We start from the raw sequence: 24,097 nt of genomic DNA on the forward strand, positions 1-24,097 counted from the left end.
TTTTGCACGTTTGAAACACTCTTTTTTGGACTACCCACTCTTATGAAGCGCCGTCGAGTCCTTTTTGTCGATCATGCCGCCGTTTTGGGCGGAGCTGAGTTGAGCCTGCTGGATCTGGCCACTGCCTACCGGGACACCAGCGAAGTACTACTGTTTGCCGATGGCCCGTTCCGGGAACGGCTGGAAGCTGCACAGGTGAAGGTCAAGGTCATACCTGCACCCCAAGCCATCTTATCCGTAAGGAGTTCAGGGGGAATGAGCGCCGCTCTCAAGGCATTACCTCCCCTGTGGTGGATGGCTTGTCGAATAGCAGCAGTTGGACGTGAGTTTGAGCTAGTACACGCCAACTCCCAAAAAGCGTTCATTGCTGCTGCGATCGCAACATTGATGGGCGGTCCTGCAGTGGTTTGGCACCTGCGAGATATTGTGACCGCACCACACTTTAGCTCCCTCAATCGTGCGATAGCCGTTTTCCTAGCTAATCGTCTAGCATCTCAAGTATTGGTCAATTCTCGTGCTACTGGTGAAGCCTTTATCGCTGCTGGGGGACGTGAAGACCTAGTAACACTGGTTTACGGCGGTATTGGTTCAGACCCCTTCGATAATCTCGCATCGGATCAATCAGCTCAAATCCGTGACCAGCTCGGCATTGGTGATGCTCCACTGGTTGGTTTATTCAGTCGGCTATCTTACTGGAAAGGTCAGCATATTTTACTAGAAGCCTTACAGGAACTCCCCAATGTACACGCCCTGTTGGTTGGTGAAGCGCTATTTGGTGAAGCAGAATACACCTCACGGCTCAAAGCCATGGCTGCCGCACCAGAACTTGCTGGTCGTGTTCACATGCTGGGATTTCGCAATGACGTGCCAGCATTGATGTCTGCTTGCGATATTGTAGTCCATACCTCTACTGAACCGGAACCCTTTGGTCGGGTGATTGTCGAGGGTCAGTTGGCAAAACGACCCGTAGTTGCTGCTGCTGCTGGTGGTGCAGTGGAGTTAATTCAGGATGGCGTGACTGGTCACTTGGTACCGCCAGGAGATCCAGTAGCACTGGCTAAGGTCATTGGTAATTTGCTCAGTGATCCAAGCGCTGCAGATAGGCTAGCCAAGGAGGGTTATATCCATGCCAAGTCTACTTTTTCCCTGGAATCCCTGTTGATGACCTTTGACCAAGCTCTGAACAAAGTATAGCGCAGCGCTATACCATCAATCCTAGTTTCACATTTGATTTGAAAACGCTATAAACGCCAGGGTAAGGGCAAGAATCAATAAGGCAGGATTTTTATAAAAAATATTGATAATAAAAATCAATAGTGTTGAGCATCAAGGCTTAATATTGTCTTAATCCTTGCCCTACATCACATTTTGGCTCAATTTTTCTTGCGCTTACCCTGCATGTATCCCCCGGATATTCAGGTGTTTGAATAAGCTGATCATGCTCTTGTGCTTATTGACCAGGCATTTTACACATATAGTGTTTTTTTTATTAAAAAAACACTATATATATGATTCAGAAAATTAGATGCGTTTACCCTGTGGTTATATTCCATTTGTTATAATAATTGTTATCATAAAAAAAACTTATAGGCAAGAGGGAGAGACGAAGGGAGGATAAGCGTGTAAAACGTGTAAAAGTGGTAAGAGGGGTAAAAGGAGTAAGAGGGGTAAGAGGGGTAAGTTTGACAATCTAATACATATTGCTGTCTGATATTTCCCAATATCTGTCATCATCTCAGTTTTATTAACTAATAAATAGCAATAGGTATGTAAATTGCTATCATAAAGGTCGCCTACTGATAACCAGGCTAAGGGCAAGAAAAATTGAGCCCAAATGTGATCTAGGGCAAATATTATGAAAATATTAAGCTTTTATTTTTAGCACTTTTCAGGACTATTGCACTTTATTATCAATATTGTTAAGGGTAATACCTGTCAGTATTCATTCTTACGCTTACCCTGCTACTGATCAAGCTCTAGATTGCTTGTTTAATCATGGTGCAACCATCCATTGAATCAAATACCTCAACACATACCTCAACTTTTCCCAGATCGATTGACATTGCAACTGTGTGCGTCTACGGCATTGGCATTCTATCTGCTGGTCTATTCCTGTTTTTACCTGTTGTTAGTTTGTTAAGCCCTAGCCCCTGGCAACGGACAATGGGAGCTATCCATGGGTCTGCTGCGATGTTAGCAGTGCTGGTTATTGCCTATGCAGGACATCTGGCTTTTCCTTTGTTAAGAGGGTCTGCTAAGATCTTGCCCCAAGTCCGCACATTGACCTTTTGGTCATCTTGCTTAGCTTTTTTGGCAATCGTTTCTGGTAATTGGGCCTATATGCGCTACCGTGCTCCTCTGGGGGGTGCGCGCGCCTGGATCAGAGAAAATACTCCGCTGGTTCATTACCTATTCATGGAGTATCACGAATTTACAGTCCTGTTTACTCTGCCGCTGGGAGTTGCCTGCACCTGGGTTCTCTGGAAATATGGCGACTCAATTTTAGAGAAGAAAAACCGTCCTGTACTAGCAGCTACCAGTATTGCCTTGATGGCGATGATGTTTTTCGCCCTGGGTGGTTTTATTAGCGGACTCAATGTCGCTAAAACCCATGGTCTATAGCTGTTTTTTGTTTTTAAAATTCTTTCTCTGTAGAATATTGCTCAAGAAAAATGTCTCAACACTCCTCTCAAGACCTTTCTACTCAACCTCTATACAGCCAATTTTGGACACAGCTTAAACAATTTCCAAAGGGTTTAGCCTCTGGCTCTAAATCTCCCCCAACGCTCTCTGGACCAGCAGCAGCGGCATTGCTTAGCGCTGCATTTAGTTGTTTCCTGTTAATGGTTAACCAACACCTAACATCCATTTACAAAGTTTGGAACAAAATTGTTTGGGATCTAGGGGGTTGGATTCCAGGCAGTCGGAATCCAGATCCAATTTATGGCGAGATCGGCAGCTACTCTGGCAAAGAAACGGTAATGCTAGTAGGATGGCTTCTCAGTTGGTTTATCTTGGCTCAACTTTGGCAGAATCGCCAAGTCCAGGCAAAGACCCTGATCTTTTGGCTATTTACGTTCATCGCCGCTGCCACAATTATGAACTGGCATCCAATTTTTCCCTATTTACCGCTCATGCCTAAGTAGCACTGACATATCTAACACCGCAGTAAGGATTCAGCCCTTAGCGGTCAGCGGTCAGTGGTCAGCGGTCAGTGGTCAGTGGTCAGTGGTCAGTGGTCAGCGGTCAGCGGTCAGCGGTCAGCGGTCAGCGGTCAGCGGTCAGTGGTCAGCCATTCGTGTAGCGTGAGTCTTGGCCAAGGCCAAAAGGCCACGCTACGCGAATGGCTGAAAGCTCAATACTGAATACTGAAAGCTGTTCGGTGTAGCGTGGGCGTAGCGTATTAGCTGATAGCTGAATACTGAAAGCTGTTCGGTGTAGCGTGGGCGTAGCGCATTAGCTGATAGCACCTCAAGTAGCGTGGGCGTAGCGCTTAAGCTGATAGCTGAATACTGAAAGCTGTTCGCCTAGCGTGGGCGTAGTGCATAGGCTGATAGCACCTCAAGTAGCGTGGGCGTAGCGCTTAAGCTGATAGCTGATAGCTGAATAGTTACACACGGCACATATGTGACAAGATTACAGATCTGACAACAGAGGTACTATGCAACAATCAACAACAACAGTTAAGCTCACAAAAAAAACAGTATCGATCCAGGAACTACATAAGTATGTAATTTGGGGTGTTGGTATCTGGATCATCTTTGTATTGACCTTTGTGAGCGCCTACTATCGAGTCAGTAAAAGTGAGAAATTTGACGGCATGCCTTACAAAACTCTCACAGATGAAGATTCCCAAAAACCTGCTGAATCTTATCCAAATAACTAAACCCAACATCCTGTGCTGGGTGCGGCAATAGCGCACCCAGGTCTAGGTGTAAAAAGTTGGGCGTTGCTTAATAATGGAATGATTTTAAGAGTTTTTAGGTGCGCTTTCCGCATCTAATTATTAAATTCGCCACGGGTCGCACCTGTGGAATAGGCATCTTGCCGTGGAATGGGCATCTTGCCCGTTATAGCGCTACGCGCAAGTCAGAAGTTAGAAGTCAGAAGTCAGAAGTAAGCTATGACTAAGTTTGCTGAGTTTAGGAATGTCCTAAGCTTAATGCGTAGTGCTATACAATCTTCGGGCGGGCAGGATGCCCACTCTACTCCTATTCATTGCTCTATTCAGCAACGCCAAAAGTTGCGCTAAGTCAATCACAATCTGTGGCAGGTGTTGCTGAATTGAAGTGTGAATGCGCGATCATTTGATTTTGCTAAAGTCCCGGTTGGTTAGGGCTTTCAGCTTGTTAATAAATGTTTCGCCAGCGGTATCAAAATTAAGGGGCTAGGGGAGCACAATCATAGCCATAATCAGCAACACCATGAAGTCAAAACAACAACAACTTAATGACCAATGAGTAATTACCAATGAGTAATTACCAATGACGGATGTCAATAAAATTTAGATGTGTTTGCTCTGTACTAACCTGTACTAATTAATTAATCATGAAAAAAAGGAACAGCATCAAAGGGTTTAGTTTCATTAGTTCTGCTGTTGTCGCCTTAAGCCTTGCTCTTGTGGGATTGCAAAGCTCGTCCCCAGAAGCAAAAGCACTGACGATTGAGGGTGACTCTACTGCCGCAGAACTATTGAGTACTTTGCAAAAAGGGGGTCATGTCATTTATTTTAGACACGGAAATGCTGTCAGAAATGTGCGACCAGATGCGGTTGACCAATTGCCTGACCAGTTTCAAGAGTGTTTAGATCCTGGACGACCCTTAAGTGCTGATGGTTTGGTCGATATGCAGAATGTTGGAGAGCATTTTAAACAGCTCAACATCCCTGTAGGTAGAGTCCTGGCAAGTCCGGCTTGTCGCTGCATCGAAACACTTTGGTATGCTTTCAATGAGGATGTGGCGGAGATCGAAGTTGTCAAAAGCCTAAACGCTATTCCAGACACACCCAGTTATGATCCAGTAGGGCTTTGGAAAAATCTTCATGAGATGCTACAGACAGTCCCCAGGGTAGGGACGAATACGGTTTTATCTGCCCACAGTACAAACATTAAGGCTCTAACTGGTTTAAAGGTCGCTCAGGGAGAAGCAGTAGTATTTCGACCGGATGGGAAAGGGTGGTTTGAGTTAGTGGCTCGCATCGAACAAGATGATTGGCAATCGCTTCCTCCAGAAATCAGATAAAGTGAGAAGGCGACAAACTTGGACATGAAAGCAACCCTTGAGCCCACGAGTGTGAGACTATGCCTACAACCTCCCGATGGCGGGAGGTTGAGTGAATCTAATCCTCTACGCGATTGCGCACCGGCGCACGCTACGCGATCGCCCATAATTCCCCTGGAACTCCTTCCCAACCAACTCCCAACTCCCCAAACGAAGTTTTCTCAATAGGCGGAAACCGGCCTTTAGAATTAAACTGTGATTGATGTGATGGATTTTTCAAAAAGCGTTCGGGAAACGGTTCTTTTGGAACATCGCCAGTTAGTGAAATCATACCGTGATTTAGCAACGCCGGTAAAAAAAGCTGGTATTTCGTTCAGATGAGCAACGGTTGTGGTTGCCACGGGGCTTTGAAGGTGCGAACACAAGCCTGAGCACACAGCTTCTCCAACGGAAATTCCCCTTAAATAGGTACTAACTAGCTTGTCAGTACCTATTTAATAGGTACAGTACCTATTTCTTCCGCCAACGGGCATCTGGCCTTCGCCCAAGGCATTCGAGCCGCCCAGCGTTCCTTTCCTGGCGCAAGATACGACGAATCAGATCAATTCCTACTTGACGGTAGAAGGGGCTGTTGGATTAATGTCTTCCCAAGTAGTCCCTGGATTTTTGGTAATAGGTAATTGCTAATGGGTAATGGTCGTAAGATTACTGATTACTGATTACCGATTCCCGATTCCCGATTCCCGATTCCCGATTCCCGATTCCCGATTCCCCGAAAATCCTAGGTTACATCCCTGTTATGAACAGGATATCAGTATTTATGTAATTTTCCGGTTAAACTCTCCAGGCGATAAGCACTATACTTGCCTTTAAGTGAAGGTTTCTAAAAAGAGAAACGAAGGAAAAAGTGAGACTGGTAATAGGGAGATGGGGAGTTTTCCCACTCTCCCCTTATTTTATTCAGGACTTACGCATTTGCCCCCTAAATACCCCAATTCTGGGGGACTTTGACATCATTACCCCCCAGAATTGGGGGGCTAGGGGGGCGAAAGACACTTAACCGCGTAAGTCCTCTTATTTTTTCCTTGTCCCAAAACACGTATCAGGCTAACACTATGCTGGCTAGGGTTTGGAGTGGTTCAATTATCGGCATTGATGCTGTAAAAGTAGGGGTTGAAGTAGATGTGTCCGGTGGCTTACCGGGAATTGTAGTCGTTGGTTTACCGGATACCGCTGTCCAAGAGTCGCGAGAACGGGTGAAAGCAGCACTGAAAAATGCTGGTTTTGCCTTTCCGATACGCAAGATTGTGATTAACCTGACCCCGGCTGACTTACGGAAAGAAGGTCCTAGTTTTGATTTACCGATCAGTGTTGGTATTTTAGCGGCATCGGAACAGTTAAATCCTCAGTTATTGGGAGACCACCTATTTCTCGGAGAAGTGTCCCTTGATGGCAGTTTGCGACCTGTGGCTGGTGTACTTCCAATTGCTGCGGCAGCAAAGCAAATGGGAATTACTGGGTTAGTGGTTCCTGCTGACAATGCTACAGAAGCTGCAGTGGTGAATGGCATCACTGTGTATGGATTTGAGCACCTATCAGATGTTGCTGATTTCCTTAACCAGCCAAACCGCTATTCACCGGTAGAGATTGATAGCGTGGGGCAGTTGCAAGTAACCCAGTCCACTGCACCGGATTTGAAGGATGTTAAAGGTCAGGCTCATGGGCGTCGAGCGTTAGAAATTGCTGCGGCTGGGGGACATAATTTAATCTTTGTCGGTCCTCCTGGCAGTGGTAAAACGATGTTGGCGCGACGATTACCGGGAATTTTGCCACCGTTGAGTTTTGCTGAAGCTTTGGAAGTCACTCAAATTTATTCTGTTGCTGGCTTATTGAAAAATCGCGGCAAACTGATCTGCGATCGCCCTTTTCGCAGTCCCCATCATTCCGCCTCTGGCCCATCTCTTGTGGGTGGTGGTAGTTTTCCGAAACCGGGAGAAATTTCCTTAGCCCACCGGGGAGTTCTATTTTTAGACGAGTTGACAGAATTCAAGCGCAATGTCTTAGAGTTCCTACGCCAACCTTTGGAAGACGGACAAGTCACTATTTCCCGCACCCGCCAATCGGTACAGTTTCCTGCTCAGTTTACCTTAGTGGCTAGTACCAATCCCTGTCCCTGTGGATACTTTGGTGACCCGATCCAACCTTGCACCTGTTCCCCTCGCCAACGGGAACAATATTGGTCGAAGCTATCAGGACCATTAATGGATCGCATTGATTTACAAGTAGCTGTGAATCGGCTTAAACCTGAAGAAATCACTAGAGAGTCTACAGGAGAAGAATCAGCACCGGTGCGAGAACGAGTCCAAGTCGCACGCGATCGCACTCATCACCGCTTCCACACTGAACCCACTCTTCATTGCAATGCTCAGATGCAAAGCCATCATCTACGTCGATTCTGTAAATTAGATGATACTTCCCGTAATGTATTAGAAGGGGCTATTCGCAAACTTGGTCTTTCTGCTAGAGGCACCGACCGTATTCTCAAAGTTGCCCGTACCATTGCCGACCTGAGTGGTGATGATGACCTTAAAACCCAACATGTTGCTGAAGCCATTCAATATCGTACTATTGATCGGATGCAATAAGCTCCAATCAGGGGCAATTGATGGGTTAACGGATCTAACGGATGGCACTATAGCTTGTAGGGTGGGCAAAAATAGTTTGGTTATGCGTGAGTATTCTAGATAATATTACTTTGCCCACCCTACTTTAATTGGCATTTTTTTTACACTCACGGATGGGAATATAGGGAGTCGTAGGCAGGACGAGTTGAAGGCATGAAGCAAGTCAAAGCAGTTTTATGTGGATATTACGGCAAGGGCAACGGTGGCGATGAAGCCTTGTTAGCGTCACTGCTGCAAATGCTCCCAAAGTCAGTGAAGCCGATAGTCCTTTCCGGTAACCCTAGTCAAACTCGTCAGCGCTATGGAGTAGAAAGTTGCGATCGCATGTCTACCCTACCAGTGCTCAAGGCCATGCGCTTTTCGGAACTATTCATCTGGGGGGGTGGTAGTTTAATCCAAGATGTGACTAGTGCCGCTAGTCCTCTCTACTACTGTGGTTTAATGGGATTAGCTCAAAGGATGGGTCTGAAAACCATTGCTTGGGCCCAGGGGGTTGGTCCAATTAAGCGTCGGCTGATTGGTTGGCTAGCCCAGCGGTCCTTCACCGGATGTACAGCAGTCAGTGTCAGGGATTATGGCTCAGCGACACTCCTAGCGGATTGGGAAATTCCGTTTATTATGGCTCCCGATCCAGTTTGGGCATTAGACTCCAAACCTGTACCAGGATTGTGGGATTTACCAGCACCAAGAGTAGCAGTTACTTTGCGATCGCATTCTACCCTAACTCCCAAACGCCTGAATAATCTGACCCATGCCTTAGTGGATTTTCAGAAAGCGACACAAACCTGTATTTTATTAGTCCCTTTCCAAGCTTCCCGAGATTTGACCATTGCTCAATCTATTGCGTCTCAGTTAACCGGTCCCCATCAGATCTTTTGTATAGAAGACCCTAGAGAATTAAAAGGATTATTTCGCGGGGTGGAAATGGCGATTGGGATGCGCTACCACAGTTTGATTATGGCAGCAGCGGAAGAATGTCGATGTTTTGCCCTCAGTTATGACCCTAAAGTTAACTACTTGATGGAGCAACTGGATTTACCTGGATGGGATGTTGCTAGTTTACCAGATGACCCAAATGTGATTAGTAAAACCTGGCTAGAACACTATGCTAATGGTGAACCATTGACTAAAGACCAAATTCAGTCATTGGTAGACCGGGCAAGGATGCATCAGGATCTGCTGATGACAGTTTGTTAATTGTTAATTTTCCAAAGGGAACAGGGAGTAGGGAGTAGGGAGTAGGGAGTAGGGAGTAGGGAGTAGGGAGTAGGGAGTAGGGAGTAGGGGTAGGTTTTTTACATTTAGGGTTAAACAGGGAGTGTGGGGCGGGGGCGCGGGGGGAAAATATCAAGAGGAGATAAGAGGAGATATAGCACTACCCATTAAGATTAGGAGGCTGGCAACTGTTAAGGATTTTATCCAAGAATGTTGCACTATCTACAAAGATGTGTTAGACTTTAAACATAGATTCAGTTTCATTAGAGATACTTTGCGACTTACATTAAAGCCGAAAACCAAGGGTTTAAGGGTTGCGTTTTTTGTCAATAGTGGAATCAAATTTATGCGCTAAGCCGGGCATAGTCCGGGTTTAGCCTTGGGAGATACCCCCTGGCTGGCAAAATCCAGCTTGCATTAGTGAGCCAAAATCTGATTTGTAGATTTTGGTAGCTAAAAAGTATCGGAAGTGAAAATAACCTATAGTGTGAGGATAAAATACTAATGCCGCGATCGCATTCTCAAAGGTTGGTGGGCATTGCTTTGGTGAATTCGGGCAGGTAGGGGAGTGGGAAACAGGCAATGCTCACCCTACAAAATGCGTAAGCACTTGTCACGCCCTCAGCTCATCTACTTCTCCTGCGTCTGGGAATTGGGGCTGGTGTAGTGGGTTGGTATGCCTTAAGTCCATGATCACCAGTAAGAATCTCCACCTGGCAACCAGTTTTTGCGTAGAATTCTGCTACAGTTTTGATGGTAGCATCACCTATTGAAACTTTTTGTGCTGCGAGTTGAGACCATTCCACTGCTAATTTTTTCAGTCCTTGAGCGTCCCAAAGCACTGACTGATCCGTGAAAGCTGCCCAAGGTGTTTTTTCATCTGCTGCTTTTTCCATAATCTCAGCTAAAGCTTGGGCAGTTTCATACCTTTTTGTTCTAGCTTGAGCAATATGATTACCAGTTTCAATAATAGCAGCCAAGGGTAGTACAAACGTTGTCGATGCTTTTTCTTCTTTTTCCAAAAGCTCAACAACTCGCTGCTTATTCCATTTATTATTACCAGACCCACAAGTCTCTTTTCCAGGAACTTCTAGGTAAACGCAGAGAATCGATGTATCGATAATCAGAACCTTCCTCATGTCTATAGTGGCTTAGGATCAGAAATATTCCTTTCAATAGCTCCTTTAGTCACTAGGTTTCCCAAGGAACCAGATGCCATTAATTTAGGTAAATTATCAATAGTTTCTAGAAGGGTGAGTGTGCTTTCTCCAGTTTCTGAAGCCCGGTGTGCCACAACTACGAAGGGAATCATTTCTGGTCCTAAAGCATCTAGCAAAGCCGGATTGTGAGTAGTGACTAATATGTCGATTTTTCTCTTTTCTCCAATTTCTTTGAGCATGTTTATCAGCAGATGTAACCGAGATGGGTGCAATCCATTGTCTACATCTTCAATTACTAATTGACTCCCTTCTGGTCGTGTGATCAGTGCGGTAATAATTGCTAAGAAATGCAGGGTTCCATCCGACATTCCTCGCGCATCAATTTCTGTAGTTTGACCAGGTTTCCATTGTTCTTTACAGTAGAGCATAGCATCTGTACCAAACTTTCCTACTGGTTCCGCCCAAACTTCCTGTATATCTCGTTCTGGCAGATATTTCAAGTAAGCAGACACCGTTGAGTCAAACTCGTCTTTTTGCTCTTTAGGTAATGCGGCTAGCACACCAGCAATATTAGAGCCATCACTCTCAATGCGATCAGAAAGCGGTGAATAGTTCCGCATTCTGGCCGGAATAGGATTAAAAATAAAAATATTTTCTATAAGTGTACAAAGGTTTAAGATTACATCCCTAACATCGGCATGGGAGTCTATTTCCCTAAGTCTAGTCAAACTAGAATTAGAACCTTTCCAGTATTTTGGCAAAGGAATTTGTTCTTGCTCCGGCAATTTAACCTGAATACCTTGGTCTGGAGTTCTAGGATAAGATACTTGGAGCAAACTAGTTTGAGTAGGGAGTTGATTACTATCTGGTGAATAGACCTGGCGAATTAGAGATTCATCAGATAACTGAACACGTGGTTTCGTTTGTACTGTAATACTATAAAGGTAATCCGTTTGATCATCCTCTCCCTCAACCACAACTTTCAAGGTAAAGTGAGATTCTGGCTTGAGTGACGCCCACTCTACTCCACCTCGAATCCCAGGAAAAGCAGCATCCCCTGCCAAAGCCGATTGAATCTCCTTTCCAAACACTATTCGTTTTAAAAGTTCCAAAGCATCAATTAGATTAGATTTTCCACTAGCATTCGTTCCGATTAACACAGTCAGGGGATCAATCGGGAGTTCTGCATAACGGAAGCTTTTCCAATTTTTCAAAATAAGTTTCTTAAGCATTTCCTACCTCAAACCGTTCCCAGGCAGTGCCTTGATAACCAAAGGTGAACAGGTCTGGATGCAAAATTTCCGCTATCATTTCTACTGAATCGACTAGTCTTGGTCCTGGACGATTGAAATACCCATTACCATCAGTAACAAAAACCTTCCCCTGGCGTACCGCTTGCAAAGTTGACCACTGCGAATGGTGAGCCATCTGTTGGGTTTCTTGTCTTGTGCGTTCCAAATCAAAGCCGCAAGGCATTACAATAATAACCTCTGGATCAGCTTTGACTAAAGCATCCCATTCCAGATAAGGGGAATGTTTACCTAAAGCCCCAAACAGAGGATTACCACCTGCAATTGTGACTAATTCAGGAATCCAGTTACCAGCAGCCATCAGAGGATCAGTCCACTCGATGCAAGCAACAGTAGGGCGGTCATTTTCCGACATTTCCTGTGTCTTTTGCCTACAGGTTTCCACGCGAGACTGTAATTGGTTCAGTAGAGATTGTGACTCTACTCCCAGGATGACAGCAACTCGCTCAATATCTGCCCAAACTTCAGTTAGCAAGTTTGGCTGCAAGGAAATTATCTGAGGCTGGCTATTAGTAAGCTTGGCAACTGCTTTCTCGACCACATCGAAGTTCACAGCACAGACATCACATTGATCTTGAGTAACAATGTGGGTTGGTTGCAATTGTTCTAAAACATCAGTTTTTACTTGGTAAACACTCAAGGCACGTTTTACCAGATTGTTTATATCATCATCAATCTCAGCACTAGGTTTGTCGCTGTTGATTTGAGCCTCGGTGCAGACAGGTCGATTTTTGATGGTTGCGGGATAGTCGCATTCGTGGGATCGCCCCACAATGGCATCAGCTAATCCTAAAGCGGCCACAATTTCTGTGGCACTGGGGAGCAGAGTAACAATTCTCAGGTTTTGTGAAAGCATAGTTTAGAGGTTGATAAGTTCAGGATATAAATAGTCAATAATAGGGAAAAGGGAACAGGGAACAGGGAGTAGGGAACAGGGAACAGGGAGTAGGGAACAGGGAACAGGGATTAGGGAACAGGGAACAATATTATCACAATTCATTTAGCTTTTGTAGGGTGGGCAAAGGTCGATGATTCCTAATATAATTGCCAAATTTTCAATATTTGCCCACCCTACCCCACTGATAGCTGTTCGCGTAGCGTGCGCGTATCGCATTGGCTCTTGTCAGGTGGGCAAAGGTCGATGATTCCTCATTAAATTGCCAAACTTTCAATATTTGCCCACCCTACCATGCTGACCGCTGACTGCTGACCGCTGACTGCTTATAAATTAACCAACACCATAGTCCGTATATTGCCGAAATTCTGGTGCTTGAAACCCCAGCACAATATCGTCCTTCGCTACCCCTCTCTCCACAAGTTTTTGGGCTATTCTCATTTCCGTCATATTTTGTTCAATCCAAATCTTTCCCTTCTTAATATCCAAGTGTAAAACACAACCATAGACCCGCCGATAGCCATCCCATCCCACAGTCATTACCATGTAGTGGTCTTGTTTGGTATCAAAAACCGTGTAGCAATCAATCACTCCATTGGCGATGGGAATGGCAGCATAATCCGTCAACAACGACTGAATGATCTGGCGATAATACTCTAGGTTATCCATTGTACAATTACCTCTTGAATCGGGTCATAAATTATTTGTTTAATCTGATATCTTTCTAATAAAAATTGGGTAAATTCGCGCTTGAAAAAAGCTTCATAAGCAATCACAGGCACGGCTAAATATAGAATACGAGTTGGATCATTGATTTCTAAGGCAAGCCGATAATTCAAAAACTGTCCTAATGCAGCATGGTAAGCTGTTAGTGGCGAATCACTCAAGAAGGTTTTAATCTCTACTGCAATTTTTTCTTGGCCTCGCTCTGCTGCTAACAGTTGCTCCGCACCTAAATCAATTTCAAACTTGGTTCCGCCTACTTCCAGTCGCAACGGATCATCAGTAATCTTCCACTGCTCTTTTTCTAGGGCGATTCTAACCGCAGCATGAAATTTATCTTTGGCTGCCATTGTTATTTTTTTGTAGTTTACTTACAATCATAGAACAATTCAGATTCCAGTGCGATCACTAATAGTAGACCCCTTGCCAAAGTAGTATTCTGATACTGTTATTGATGTAGTCGCTCAAGTCGGGAACCCCATCAGTGCCATTCGGCTATATTATCAAGATCAGCGTAGGCATTTGGGATCGCACTAATCCGACCCCATGCAGTTATAGTGCCTGATAGCTGATAGCTGACGCCGGCAGGTTCGGGGGTTGGTTTCAAGCAATGCCCACCCTACTAAATCCGTACTACAACATGCGATCGCTTTTAGCGGAAGCTTCGCTTCATCGCGTAGCGTGACCATTCGCACCTCAAGCAGCGTGGCCAGAGGCCAAGCGTGGCCTTTTGGTCAAGGTCAATCGCGTAGCGGCTCCAAAGGAGCATCGCACTAGAAAAATCTCCTGAGCCGGAGCGTGGAGCTAGGAAAGATGGTGAAGGTAAAACAGTTCTTGAGTTTTCGGTGATGACGCAGGGAGTTAAACTAGGAAAATTTGTGGCATTCAATGGAGATGCCGCCATTCACACTCAGGCTTTTGCTGCCCTAGAGAGTCTTGAAGGGAAGTGTGGGAGGTGTGCTAAGTTGGGACAGTTTGGGAAGTTTGGGAAGTTTGGGAATTCGACTAATTTATAGTTATGAGAAATCCTAAAAAGCAGTTAAATATATTATCATTGACTCACTACATGTTTGGGGGATTTGTCGGATTTTACTCCCTGTTTATACTAATGTTGTATATCCCTTTTGGTCTGTTCATGATTGGTGCAACTGACTCAATTCCTCCAGACTTATCAGGAGAGTTATCAGAGTGGTTTAAGTTATCACGAAATGTCTCATCGGACTTGCCTGGCTATTTGCTGGTCATTTCTGGTGCCATACTTTTCATCCTTGGAGAAATCTTTGCTTTTGCTATCATTATCTCTGGATATATGCTCAGAAAAAGCAAGAATTATTGGTTTTCGTTTATGATAGCTTGCCTACTCTGCTGGTTCAGACCATTTGGCACACTTGTTGGAGTTTTAACGATTGTTGTTCTATCTCGGGAATCGGTAAAAAAATTATATCCTTTTAACTATTAAAAGGGAATAGGGAATCGGGAATCGGGAATCGGGAATCGGGAGTCGGGAATCGGGAATTGGGAATCGGGAACAGGGAGTCGGGAATCGGGAATCGGGAATCGAAAGCAAGGAACAGGGAAAAAATTTTTTGTATCTCATTGTCTTGATCCAAAGCGCGAATGGGGGTTTCCCACAAGACCGGGCTGCATCGCTACTATAAGAACCACTGTAGTTAGTATTACTATACTTGTGATTAGTGTAAGAGTGAACGGCTGAGTGCGATGGCCTTTGGCCACGCTACGCGATCGCATCCAATTCAATCAACACTATAGGGTACCTAAATAAATTGTGAGAATTTTTGTTCCCGACTCCCGACTCCCGACTCCCGACTCCCGACTCCCGTTTCCCGATTCCCGACTCCCGACTCCCGATTCCCGATTCCCGACTCCCGACTCCCGATTCCCGATTCCCGACTCCCGATTCCCGATTCCCTGTTCCCTACTCCCTACTCCCGACTCCCGACTCCCGATTCCCTACCATGAGGTTTAAGGAGGCTAGTCAGATCAGGGCCACTGGGAATAATTCCACCTGGATTGAGGGGGAACAGATTGCCGTAGTAATCCCGCTTGACATCCTCCAAGCTACAAGTATCAGCAACTCCAGGAAGCTGATACAAGTCACGCAGGTAGGGGCCTAAGTTATCGTAGTCCTGAATTCTGAAACGGTTGCACTTGAACAATCCATAATAGACCACATCAAAACGGAACAGAGTGGTAAATAGACGCACATCTGCCAGAGTTACCCTATCCCCACACAGGTATCTACTGGTCTCCAGGGCTCGATCAATCTTATCCAAGGTTGTGAATAGCTGATCGCAAGCTTTCTCATAAGCTTCTTGGGTCTGGGCAAAACCGCAGCGATAGACTCCATTATTCACCGTGTGGTAGATGGTCTCATTCCACCCATCAATGGTTTCCTTCAGTTCCTCTGGATAAAGGTCTAGGGTAGGATTAGTCGCGAACTCATTGAACTGTGAGTTCAGCATTACGATAATTTCTGCACTCTCATTGTTGACAATGGTTTTGCTCTGTTTATCCCACAGCACTGGAACTGTGCAACGACCGTTGTAGCCTGTTTTTCCCAGCTCGTAAAGTTCAGGAAGGGTATCGCAACCTTCCTGCTGCTCATTAAATACCCAAATCCCCTGATTTGAGGAAGGAGACGCAATGAATACCGGTATTGCGTCTTGGAGTCCCTTGAGTGCCCTGACGACGAGAGTGCGGTGCGCCCAAGGACAACCGAGTCCTACAAAAAGACAGTAGCGTCCTGCTTCAGGTTGGTAAGGATTCTCTGCTTCTGTCCCAATAAAATTCCTAAACTCGCTCTTCGGGCGAATGTACTCTCCAGAATTATTCCGTGGAGCCAGCTTCGACATCATCATTTGCCAGAGAGTTGTCCAGACAAATTTTCCCAACCTGATGATCAGTGTTGGCGGGAGTGACTTGCCTTTTTTCTTAGTTTCAGCAGCTCCGGTCATGATGGTCATTTGGTAAGACATCTCTAAGATACCAACAAATCCTGACCAGTGGCCTGATTCCCCTAATAGCGCTGAAAAAGAACCCTGACTTCAACACGGTAAGCCAGGGCTCTTTCTCAGTCAAATCTTCTGGTTTTCCCAACCAAACTAACTTCTGTTAGGATTGGTCTCCCTTAGAATTATCCTCTGGATCATCGATCTTTGGTACCCAATTAGGAGTGTCTGACCCTTCCCAACCAGCAGGACGTTTAGAGTTGTACCAAGCAATCGAGCCAATCACAACTGCTGCCACAAAACCCACAACATACACTAGGGTAAACCACAAGGGAAAACTGCCTGCTTCCATCAATACATACATAGCCAGTTTAGATTTTCTCGTATTTCGGTTATCGTACCATCCAGCATGATGGCTTCGATACCTACTTTCTAGCTGCTGGGGGAGCTAACGGACCTCCTGCTGGCTTGCGTTGAGGCTTAGGACGAGCCACCGGCTTGGGAGCAACTCTGGGTGCTGGTGCTGGTCTGCGCCTTGCTCGTGCTGGTGCATACCTGCGCTTGGCTGGTGCTGACCGTCTCGGGGCAGTGTTTCTAGGCGTATAGCGTCTGGTGGTACTTTTACGGGGATAAGACCGTTTAGTTGTAGCTTTGCGACGGTAATACCGTTTGGGTTGAGAGTTCTTCCTAGACACCCTGACCCGACTACTACGCCGCCGTGTAGAACTGGCTCTTCTGGTTGAACTAGCTCTTCTTGAACTAGTTCTTCTCCTTGACCGAGTTGTGGAAGCGGTAACGGTAGTGGGAACAAATTTTTTGTTAATAACTCGTTTGGGTTTAATCGGCTGAGCTTCAATGGTAGCTTCCCGACCTGATAACTTCCTGGGGCGCTCAGTAAAGGACTCACGGTCTAAGTCTTCGATTACCTCCAACATGAACTGACGCCAGGTGGCAGCAGCAGTTGCACTAGAACCCTTGGTAGGCTTATTATCATCATTACCTAACCAAACCCCAGCTACTAATTGGGGAATATAGCCCACAAACCAGAGGTCACGGGCATCATCCGTAGTACCGGTTTTTCCAACTGCTGGTCGTCCAATTTGAGCCGCTGTTCCGGTACCCCCGGTAACCACACCCCTGAGCATCCAGGTCACAATGGCTGCTGTTTCTGCATCAATAGCTCGCTCACCCTCGAGTTTGTGGTCATAAATCACGTTACCGTGCTGGTCAATAATGCGGCGAATCCCATGAGCATCGTGGTGAATGCCTTGGGCGGCTAAGGTGCCATAGGAACTGGTAAGTTCTAACAGGTTTACCTCAGATGCTCCTAAGGCTAGGGAGTAGGTGGAATGGAGTTTGGATTTAATCCCCATTTTTTGAGCTAGTTTAATGATCGGCTCCCAGCCCACATCCACTAGGGTTTTTACGGCTACTACATTCACCGAAGAAATCAGGGCATCCCGCACTGAGATCGAACCCCGGAATCTCTCACTGTAGTTTTTAGGTTCGTAACCATCTACTATATATCCGGCATCCATGTAGCCTTTATAGGGAGACATCCCTGTTGCTAATGCTGCGGTATACACGAATGTTTTGAATGTAGAACCAGGCTGACGCTGAGCTTGGGTGACCCGATTGAGGTAATTATTGCTATCTAGGTCATTAAAATCCTTACCCCCGACCATGGCTTTGATCTGACCATTGCGGGGATCGACGGCAACTAGTGCAGCTTGTCCAAACCGTTGGTACCGACCATAGGTTTTCATGGTCTTTTGGACAGCAGTTTCAGCAGCATCTTGCCACTCTAAATTAATTGTAGTTTCAATAGTCAGCCCTTTCTGAGCCAGTACTTCTTTGGAAACGTATTTGGGCAATTCTTGTTGGATGTATTCAGTGAAATAGAATGCTTTACGCTCCAGTCGCTTCGGTTGGCTTGGCTTAATACTCAGGGGCTCGGCCATGGCTTTGTCGGCTTCAGCCTGGGAGATGTAGCCATTTTCCAACATCCGCTGCAATACTACATCACGACGCTCTTTGGCTGCTTTTTGCCTAGAGCTATTGATTTTGCCCTCAAACAATGGCGAGTAAACACTAGGAGCTGGAGGTAATCCCGCCAGTGTTGCTATTTCTCCCAAGGTCAGGTCTTTTACGGGTTTACTAAAATAGACCCAAGCCGCATCAGCAATGCCGTAAGCACCGGAACCCAAATAGACTAAGTTTAAATAGCGCTCCAGGATTTGATCTTTGGTCAAATCCTGCTCAATTTTCTGCGCCATGCGCATTTCTTTGAGTTTCCGTACGATGCTGCGTTCGTGATCAAAGTAGACAATTCTAGCGAGTTGCTGGGTAATCGTGCTACCTCCTTCTACTACTCCCCCAGCTTTCAGGTTAGCCACAGTAGCACGGAGAATACCCTGGGAATCTACCCCTTTATGCTCTTTAAAGCGTTGGTCTTCAATAGCAATGAAGGCTTCAATCAGGGTTTCGGGTATTTCCCAAATCTTGAGGGTCTCATGGGTAGCTGGCCCAATTTGCTGGATAATAGTGCTATCGGCAGCTTTGATGGTGATGGTGTCATCTCGAACATAGGTCAAGACATCCTTAGTAGAATCTGGCAGAGAGCTTTCTAGCTTTTGCCAACCCCAACCCAATGCGATCGCACTGCCACCCACCCCTAGTCCGATCCAAAACCAGGAGCGACGATAGATTGCTTTTGGTCCGATTAGCGGTTTGATAACTGTAGTAGATACACGCTTGATTCCGTTGAGAGTTTGGGCAACTACCCTCGACCGCTTCCGCCGTCTTGGCTTTGATGAGGGGGGCTTGCCATTATTAGACACAGCACTCCTATTCAAATCCGATTTCTCCGTCAGTTTCTTTGAGGGATTCGGAGGGTGGTGGCTATGTCGATCTTGGGGCTTCGGGGAAAATATTGACACATCAACTCCTTAGCAATACAAAAGCAGCCATAACTTGTTGTCTTATAACTTGTTGTCTATTTTAGGGCTATAAATCTTAAATTTAGTGAATCTGTCACTTTTTTCTTTCTGCTTGCCTAAAATCCGGATTTCTACGTACTAGGTAAGCATTCAGCTATCAGCATTCAGCTATCAGCTTTTGAATAAAACAGGTAAGCATTCGGATAATGCTGAGTTACCTCTGCTGGGATGGGATTCATAGTCTTTGGCTAATAGTTAAGTTAAGATCTTCTGCCAGTAACAGGTGATCTTCAAGTTCACTGGCTGAACCCATAGCAATTTGAAGGAAACGGGCTAGTTCGGCAACTCCGTTGCCTTAAGCATTAAGCTAACTGCTGACAGCTGACGGCACCTCAAGTAGCACCATCTGTAGCGCATATGCTTACTCATGAACCAAAGCATAATGGAAATAATAAAATAAACGTTATTTTTTGCTATTGTTCAACATGATTCGTCAACTTTAAACCCTGTGGTATTTTCCTCCGAGCGTCTTCTGTTTACACCAGCCACTCCTGACTCCAATGCCATTCCTACTATCTTTGCCTTTCCTAATCAATACAACGTCGGTATTACTAGTCTTGGCTATCAGATAGTGTGGGCATCTTTAGCCTTGCGCCCTGACCTAATGGTCAGCCGCTTATTCACCGATTACCATGAGCCATTACCGAGACAGCCAGAATTACTAGGTTATTCTATATCATGGGAATTGGATTATGTCAATATCTTAGCGGGATTGGAATTTTTGGAGATACCCCTATACTCAGCACAACGAGACTCTAGCCATCCCCTAGTGTTTGGTGGCGGTCCCGTGTTAACGGCTAATCCAGAACCCTTTGCTGACTTCTTTGATGTGATTTTGCTCGGAGATGGGGAAATCCTGCTAGATAATTTTATCGATGCTTATCAAGAGGTTCGCACTGCTGAACGTAATACTCAATTGCAGCATCTGGCTCAAGTCCCTGGAGTTTATATACCCAGTCTATATCAGGTAACCTACCATGACCTAACGAGTGCGATCGCATCCATTCAACCAGTGTCTGATCAGATTCCTGCCACGGTATCTAAACAGACCTATCGGGGCAATACCCTGTCTGCTTCCACAGTGGTCACCGAAAAAGCCGCTTGGGAAAACATCTACATGGTAGAAGTGGTGCGCAGTTGTCCAGAGATGTGTCGTTTCTGTCTGGCCAGTTACCTGACGTTACCATTTCGTACTCCTAGCGCTATCGATTCGTTGATTCCAGCTATAGAAAGGGGATTAAAGGTAACAGACCGGATTGGCTTACTGGGAGCATCCGTCACCCAGCATCCCGAGTTTGATGTTTTGTTAGATTACCTAAATCAGCCACAATACAACCATGTGCGCTTGAGTCTTGCTTCAGTGCGAACCAATACAGTTACCGAAAAGCTAGCCCAAACCCTAACTAAACGGAACACCCGTTCCATTACGATTGCAGTGGAAAGTGGCTCACAACGGTTGCGCGAGATTATTAATAAGAAACTCACCAATGACCAAATTATCCAGGCAGCAGTCAATGCTAAAGCAGGGGGATTAAAACGTCTGAAACTCTACGGGATGGTAGGAGTTCCCGGAGAGGAAATAGCAGATGTTGAAGAAACTGTAGCGATGATGGAACAGATTAAGAAAGCAGCCCCCGGTCTAGGCTTAACCCTCGGTTGCTCCACCTTTGTTCCCAAAGCTCATACACCCTTTCAGTGGTTTGGTGTCAATCCCCAAGCCCAGAAGCGCCTCAAGTTGTTGCAGAAAAAATTGCGATCGCAAGCCATAGACTTTCGACCAGAAAGCTACAACTGGTCAGTAATTCAAGCACTGATTTCCCGAGGGGATCGTCGCTTATCCCAACTCTTAGAACTAACCAGGCATTATGGGGATTCCCTAGGCAGTTTCCGCCGTGCCTTTAAACAATTGCGAGGACAGTTACCTGAACTAGACTTCTACGTCTATACCGACTGGTCAACAGAGCAAGTCTTGCCTTGGAGTCATCTGCTTGGGCCACTTCCTATGGCCACCTTGCTTAAGCACTTAGGTGCTGCGACAGCCCTGGGGGTAGGGAATGGGGAATAGGGCGTGTGGGAAGTGTGTGGTGTCAGTTATTTTATTTGATAGGATATCTATTTGATCCGAAGTTCGCTATTCCCTACTCCCTACTCCCTACTCCCTACTCCCTACTCCCTACTCCCTGTTCCCTTTACTATTTATTACTGTTACTAATTACAACCTATGCTTGAGATATTCAATGAAATACAGAATACATGGCAGGATCTAGTCCTACCTGTAGATAAAAGTAAAGATTGTTGGACAGTTAGCCAACAATTCCGTGATCATGTAAAACAATTTTTCCCGAAAAAAAAATCTACTTTATTAGAGGTGGGATGTTACAAGGGCTTGACCGCAAAGCACCTAGCTGATCACTTCACTCAATATCTGGGTTTAGATGTTAACGATAGGTACCTGAGAGTAGCAAGACTAAACAATCTTTTTAATTTTAATGTAAAATTCAAAAGATTTGATGTGTATAATTCTGATTGGAATGAGTTAACCTTTCCTGCTGATGTGGTTTTAATAGATGCACGTCACAAATACGAGTATATCAAACAAGATATTGATAACTGTTTAAAGCGATTTAAGAATGCATTGATCATTTTTGATGATTACGGAGCATGGGAAAGCGTCTTTAGGGCAGTTAATGAAGCGATCGATGAAGGTAAGTTAGAGGTAGTTAAAGAAATTGGAGTTGAGAAAGGCCAGCAACTGTGGCCAGATCAGAATAATCCATACTCTTACACACATTTTGGATCAGAAGGATTGATTTGCCGTAGTAGTAGAGCGGTTTTCAATTAGGTTAGGTTTTGAGGGAGTAGGGAGTAGGGAGTAGGGAGTAGGGAGCAGGGAACGACGACTGTTCCGAAGATTCCTGCTCCCTAAAACCTAGGATTAAATTACCTCACTCGTCCTGAGAACTGCTATATTATTCTTCAGCCAATCTTCTCCTGAATTTTTAATTTTGCAATCAAGGTTTGGCGTAAGTTGAATGCATGGAAGATGCTTAAAATATCACATTGCCACTCAGGCAAGAGCAACGTCATCCCAATCTCTTCTAAACTATTGAGCAGACAAAGGGCGATTGCGAACCACAGGGTTTTAGCATAGTCAAAACCAAATAATCCCACCGTGGCCACCAGTAGCGTTAACCCCCATATTTTCGCAGTGTAGGTATGGAAGCTAGGGAATTTTCTGAACTTGATTAGACTGATTGTGAACAAAGTAACTTGGGCAGCGATCGCTAACAATAAAGGGATTTGGAAATCTTTGATAACCTTGGGGTATACCAAGCAGGTGCTAATGGCAACGCACAAGTATAGACAGATATCTGCCCAACTATCTGCTTGACGAAGTTGGACTGTACTAACCTTTAATCGACGAGCAATGATGCCATCAAAAATGTCTGACAGTACGGCAATGATATAACCAATAATAAACCAATAGCTGATGTTACGATCCAGGGCATCTAAAAGGAGTAAGGGAGCAATTGCAAAGCGAATCCTAACTAGAAGGCTAGGAATATGTACTAGTTTGATCATCATCCTAAATTTGCTACCTCTAATTTTTACATTAAGGCTCTAGGGAACCTAGTATCTATAACACGCCCTTATTGCCCACTAATTATGATTGGGCGCTGGCTTGATACTCCCTTATAAAGTATTAGCAGCACAGTTTACTCACAATAGGATCATAGACCAATTTCTCAATTGTCTTTACTAGCAAAGTGTTAACTATGGAAAAATAAGGTTTTATTGCCGTCAGCTTTAGAACTGCTGATCAACTGGCACTGTCTCCAATTACTCCAACTGTTATTTCGGTTTTACTACTAAATCAGAACCGTTGATGATTGAAGAAAAGAAATGAAAAAAGCAATGTTCTGATTAGCTACAGCTGCTGCAATTGCCGCTATTTCAGAGCATCGCGTTACTTTTGAGAGGGTAATCATGGGTACGCTTTACTGTGGAAAGGGTAATCATGGGATCACATTCCAGTTGACAGGGGAATTATGCGTTCGCGTAGCGGCTCTTTGCTGAGCATCGCGTAGCGGCTCTTTGCTGAGCATCGCATTCCAGTTGACAGGGGAATTATGCGTTCGCGTAGCGGCTCTTTGCTGAGCATCGTGTAGCAGATCCATTGGAGTTACCCCAGCCAAGCTGCGTGACCAAAGCAAAACGGATTCAACCGTGTCTAGCAAAGTGCGAGAGCTACTCGATTTTTGGCATTGCTGAGGGGCGGAATGAATATGAGTGGGGTGGGCATCCTGCCCGCGCGAAAATGAAACGGGCAAGATGCCCGTTCCACGGCAAGATGCCCGTTCCACGGCAAGATGCCCGTTCCACGGCAAGATGCCCGTTCCACAAAACTATTAAAATCATTCCATTATTAAGCAACGCCCAAAAAAAAGGTACCCTCAAGGGTACTGTGAAGCCAGAGTTAGATCTGACATTCTAGAAATGTGTTGATTGAAATGAATTGCACCAAGAGGTAAACCCCATGGCTTACAAATACCATAAACCCTGTGTGTTCCAAGTTCCGATCAAATTAGAAGTACCCATTGTTCTCGACATCGCTGTCGCTGCTAAGCGCAAGTGTTTTGACAAATATGAGGAAATGGAGCTCGAAGAGGCCGAAGGTAGCGAAACTACTGAGTCACCCGAACCCGTTGGCACTTAGTACCTTTAGGAATATTTGACAGGAATCTCTGACGGCTGGCTTTGAAGTAGCTCATAGTAATTAATCCCTGAAACCCCCCTAGGCTGATCAAGCCAGGGGTTTTTTTTACCAGTCTCCTGCTGATATAGCGCTACGCGCAAGGGCATTGGCAAGAGGCATGCATGCTAGAGTTAATCAAGTAGCGATGCAGCATGGTTTTAGCGGT

The 24,097-nt window shown here is 45.3% G+C and carries 32 protein-coding genes and 1 pseudogene; 18 read left to right on the forward strand and 15 right to left on the reverse strand.

What is annotated here, in order from left to right; all coding sequences use genetic code 11:
• Positions 1-42 precede the first annotated feature (42 nt).
• The 11 genes from F6K49_RS12260 to csaB all read left to right on the forward strand — a co-directional run bounded on the left by F6K49_RS12260 (position 43) and on the right by csaB (position 9,101).
• Positions 43-1,194 carry a glycosyltransferase family 4 protein gene (locus F6K49_RS12260; RefSeq protein WP_293019993.1) on the forward strand — a complete coding sequence of 384 codons (1,152 nt, stop codon included), beginning with the start codon at positions 43-45 and terminating at the stop codon, positions 1,192-1,194.
• A gap of 801 nt (positions 1,195-1,995) precedes the next feature.
• Positions 1,996-2,622 (forward strand): hypothetical protein, encoded by a 627-nt coding sequence (locus tag F6K49_RS12265; protein WP_293019992.1) that lies wholly within the window; start codon positions 1,996-1,998, stop codon positions 2,620-2,622.
• 50 nt (positions 2,623-2,672) lie between these two features.
• The gene (locus F6K49_RS12270; RefSeq protein WP_293019991.1) at positions 2,673-3,146 is read left to right on the forward strand and encodes a hypothetical protein; all 474 of its coding nucleotides are present in this window, start codon (positions 2,673-2,675) and stop codon (positions 3,144-3,146) included.
• 54 nt (positions 3,147-3,200) lie between these two features.
• Positions 3,201-3,365, forward strand: coding sequence for a hypothetical protein (locus tag F6K49_RS12275; RefSeq protein WP_293019990.1), 165 nt, complete (start codon positions 3,201-3,203; stop codon positions 3,363-3,365).
• A 296-nt stretch (positions 3,366-3,661) separates the two neighbouring features.
• On the forward strand, positions 3,662-3,886 hold the full coding sequence (locus F6K49_RS12280; protein ID WP_293019988.1) for a hypothetical protein: 225 nt from the start codon (positions 3,662-3,664) through the stop codon (positions 3,884-3,886).
• A 98-nt stretch (positions 3,887-3,984) separates the two neighbouring features.
• Positions 3,985-4,131, forward strand: coding sequence for a hypothetical protein (locus tag F6K49_RS12285; protein WP_293019986.1), 147 nt, complete (start codon positions 3,985-3,987; stop codon positions 4,129-4,131).
• A gap of 417 nt (positions 4,132-4,548) precedes the next feature.
• On the forward strand, positions 4,549-5,241 hold the full coding sequence (locus F6K49_RS12290; RefSeq protein WP_293019984.1) for a hypothetical protein: 693 nt from the start codon (positions 4,549-4,551) through the stop codon (positions 5,239-5,241).
• Positions 5,242-5,292: 51 nt separating this feature from the next.
• Positions 5,293-5,448, forward strand: a complete 156-nt coding sequence (locus tag F6K49_RS12295; RefSeq protein WP_293019982.1) for a hypothetical protein — start codon at positions 5,293-5,295, stop codon at positions 5,446-5,448.
• Between the two features lie 465 nt (positions 5,449-5,913).
• Positions 5,914-6,093 carry a hypothetical protein gene (locus tag F6K49_RS12300; protein WP_293019980.1) on the forward strand — a complete coding sequence of 60 codons (180 nt, stop codon included), beginning with the start codon at positions 5,914-5,916 and terminating at the stop codon, positions 6,091-6,093.
• 242 nt (positions 6,094-6,335) lie between these two features.
• Entirely contained in the window at positions 6,336-7,865 is a 1,530-nt protein-coding gene (locus F6K49_RS12305) for a YifB family Mg chelatase-like AAA ATPase (protein WP_293019979.1), read from the forward strand.
• Positions 7,866-8,057: 192 nt separating this feature from the next.
• On the forward strand, positions 8,058-9,101 hold the full coding sequence (csaB, locus tag F6K49_RS12310) for a polysaccharide pyruvyl transferase CsaB (protein WP_293019978.1): 1,044 nt from the start codon (positions 8,058-8,060) through the stop codon (positions 9,099-9,101).
• Here csaB and F6K49_RS12315 read toward each other — a convergent pair.
• The 8 genes from F6K49_RS12315 to F6K49_RS12350 all read right to left on the reverse strand — a co-directional run bounded on the left by F6K49_RS12315 (position 9,031) and on the right by F6K49_RS12350 (position 14,111).
• Complete coding sequence (locus tag F6K49_RS12315; protein WP_293019976.1) at positions 9,031-9,255, reverse strand: hypothetical protein; 225 nt, start codon at positions 9,253-9,255, stop codon at positions 9,031-9,033. The two genes, csaB and F6K49_RS12315, sit on opposite strands and share 71 nt — an antisense overlap.
• A gap of 490 nt (positions 9,256-9,745) precedes the next feature.
• A complete protein-coding gene (locus tag F6K49_RS12320; protein ID WP_293058579.1) occupies positions 9,746-10,258 on the reverse strand; it encodes a hypothetical protein in 513 nt (170 codons plus the stop codon).
• Between the two features lie 2 nt (positions 10,259-10,260).
• Positions 10,261-11,511: an AAA family ATPase gene (locus F6K49_RS12325; protein ID WP_293068253.1), complete on the reverse strand. Its 1,251-nt coding sequence runs from the start codon at positions 11,509-11,511 to the stop codon at positions 10,261-10,263.
• Entirely contained in the window at positions 11,504-12,445 is a 942-nt protein-coding gene (locus tag F6K49_RS12330; protein ID WP_293096926.1) for a cobalamin-binding protein, read from the reverse strand. Before F6K49_RS12330 ends, F6K49_RS12325 begins: the two co-directional genes overlap by 8 nt.
• A 3-nt stretch (positions 12,446-12,448) precedes the next feature.
• The gene (locus F6K49_RS12335; RefSeq protein WP_293019970.1) at positions 12,449-12,589 is read right to left on the reverse strand and encodes a hypothetical protein; all 141 of its coding nucleotides are present in this window, start codon (positions 12,587-12,589) and stop codon (positions 12,449-12,451) included.
• Positions 12,590-12,817: 228 nt separating this feature from the next.
• Positions 12,818-13,153 (reverse strand): XisI protein, encoded by a 336-nt coding sequence (locus F6K49_RS12340; protein WP_293019968.1) that lies wholly within the window; start codon positions 13,151-13,153, stop codon positions 12,818-12,820.
• Complete coding sequence (locus F6K49_RS12345; protein WP_293068259.1) at positions 13,141-13,557, reverse strand: XisH family protein; 417 nt, start codon at positions 13,555-13,557, stop codon at positions 13,141-13,143. The genes F6K49_RS12340 and F6K49_RS12345 overlap by 13 nt, the downstream gene beginning before the upstream one ends.
• Before the next feature lie 302 nt (positions 13,558-13,859).
• Positions 13,860-14,111: a hypothetical protein gene (locus tag F6K49_RS12350; protein WP_293019964.1), complete on the reverse strand. Its 252-nt coding sequence runs from the start codon at positions 14,109-14,111 to the stop codon at positions 13,860-13,862.
• A 114-nt stretch (positions 14,112-14,225) separates the two neighbouring features.
• Here F6K49_RS12350 and F6K49_RS12355 point away from each other — a divergent pair, with 114 nt between their 5' ends.
• A complete protein-coding gene (locus F6K49_RS12355) occupies positions 14,226-14,666 on the forward strand; it encodes a hypothetical protein (RefSeq protein WP_293068261.1) in 441 nt (146 codons plus the stop codon).
• On the opposite strand, the gene F6K49_RS12360 is transcribed toward F6K49_RS12355, so the two are convergent.
• Positions 14,656-14,841 (reverse strand): hypothetical protein, encoded by a 186-nt coding sequence (locus F6K49_RS12360; RefSeq protein ID WP_293068263.1) that lies wholly within the window; start codon positions 14,839-14,841, stop codon positions 14,656-14,658. The genes F6K49_RS12355 and F6K49_RS12360 overlap by 11 nt on opposite strands.
• A 152-nt stretch (positions 14,842-14,993) precedes the next feature.
• Here F6K49_RS12360 and F6K49_RS12365 point away from each other — a divergent pair, with 152 nt between their 5' ends.
• Entirely contained in the window at positions 14,994-15,194 is a 201-nt protein-coding gene (locus F6K49_RS12365; RefSeq protein WP_293096931.1) for a hypothetical protein, read from the forward strand.
• On the opposite strand, the gene F6K49_RS12370 is transcribed toward F6K49_RS12365, so the two are convergent.
• From F6K49_RS12370 to F6K49_RS53325, 4 genes and pseudogenes are all read right to left on the reverse strand, one after another.
• Positions 15,151-16,203 (reverse strand): glutathione S-transferase family protein, encoded by a 1,053-nt coding sequence (locus tag F6K49_RS12370; protein ID WP_293096934.1) that lies wholly within the window; start codon positions 16,201-16,203, stop codon positions 15,151-15,153. The genes F6K49_RS12365 and F6K49_RS12370 overlap by 44 nt on opposite strands.
• Positions 16,204-16,339: 136 nt before the next feature.
• Positions 16,340-16,540: a hypothetical protein gene (locus tag F6K49_RS12375; protein WP_293019959.1), complete on the reverse strand. Its 201-nt coding sequence runs from the start codon at positions 16,538-16,540 to the stop codon at positions 16,340-16,342.
• Between the two features lie 61 nt (positions 16,541-16,601).
• A complete protein-coding gene (locus F6K49_RS12380) occupies positions 16,602-19,031 on the reverse strand; it encodes a penicillin-binding protein 1A (RefSeq protein ID WP_293096938.1) in 2,430 nt (809 codons plus the stop codon).
• A gap of 319 nt (positions 19,032-19,350) precedes the next feature.
• Positions 19,351-19,449: pseudogene (locus F6K49_RS53325) on the reverse strand (four helix bundle protein); the annotation flags it as partial.
• Positions 19,450-19,623: 174 nt separating this feature from the next.
• On the opposite strand from F6K49_RS53325, the gene F6K49_RS12385 reads away from it, so the two are divergent.
• The 3 genes from F6K49_RS12385 to F6K49_RS12395 are packed head-to-tail and all read left to right on the forward strand — an operon-like array spanning position 19,624 to position 22,017.
• Entirely contained in the window at positions 19,624-21,240 is a 1,617-nt protein-coding gene (locus F6K49_RS12385; protein ID WP_293068269.1) for a radical SAM protein, read from the forward strand.
• Positions 21,241-21,245: 5 nt separating this feature from the next.
• On the forward strand, positions 21,246-21,404 hold the full coding sequence (locus F6K49_RS12390) for a hypothetical protein (RefSeq protein WP_293068271.1): 159 nt from the start codon (positions 21,246-21,248) through the stop codon (positions 21,402-21,404).
• Positions 21,397-22,017 carry a class I SAM-dependent methyltransferase gene (locus F6K49_RS12395; protein WP_293096943.1) on the forward strand — a complete coding sequence of 207 codons (621 nt, stop codon included), beginning with the start codon at positions 21,397-21,399 and terminating at the stop codon, positions 22,015-22,017. The genes F6K49_RS12390 and F6K49_RS12395 overlap by 8 nt, the downstream gene beginning before the upstream one ends.
• Before the next feature lie 134 nt (positions 22,018-22,151).
• Here F6K49_RS12395 and F6K49_RS12400 read toward each other — a convergent pair whose 3' ends face one another.
• Positions 22,152-22,760: a CDP-alcohol phosphatidyltransferase family protein gene (locus tag F6K49_RS12400; protein ID WP_293019955.1), complete on the reverse strand. Its 609-nt coding sequence runs from the start codon at positions 22,758-22,760 to the stop codon at positions 22,152-22,154.
• A gap of 431 nt (positions 22,761-23,191) precedes the next feature.
• Positions 23,192-23,353 (reverse strand): hypothetical protein, encoded by a 162-nt coding sequence (locus tag F6K49_RS12405; RefSeq protein WP_293046509.1) that lies wholly within the window; start codon positions 23,351-23,353, stop codon positions 23,192-23,194.
• Positions 23,354-23,376: 23 nt separating this feature from the next.
• Here F6K49_RS12405 and F6K49_RS12410 point away from each other — a divergent pair, with 23 nt between their 5' ends.
• Together F6K49_RS12410 and F6K49_RS12415 are read left to right on the forward strand one after the other, a co-directional pair.
• Positions 23,377-23,670, forward strand: coding sequence for a hypothetical protein (locus F6K49_RS12410; protein WP_293046512.1), 294 nt, complete (start codon positions 23,377-23,379; stop codon positions 23,668-23,670).
• Positions 23,671-23,712: 42 nt separating this feature from the next.
• Positions 23,713-23,892 carry a hypothetical protein gene (locus tag F6K49_RS12415; protein WP_293019951.1) on the forward strand — a complete coding sequence of 60 codons (180 nt, stop codon included), beginning with the start codon at positions 23,713-23,715 and terminating at the stop codon, positions 23,890-23,892.
• Positions 23,893-24,097: the final 205 nt, after the last annotated feature.

The organism is Moorena sp. SIO3I6, from assembly GCF_010672095.1.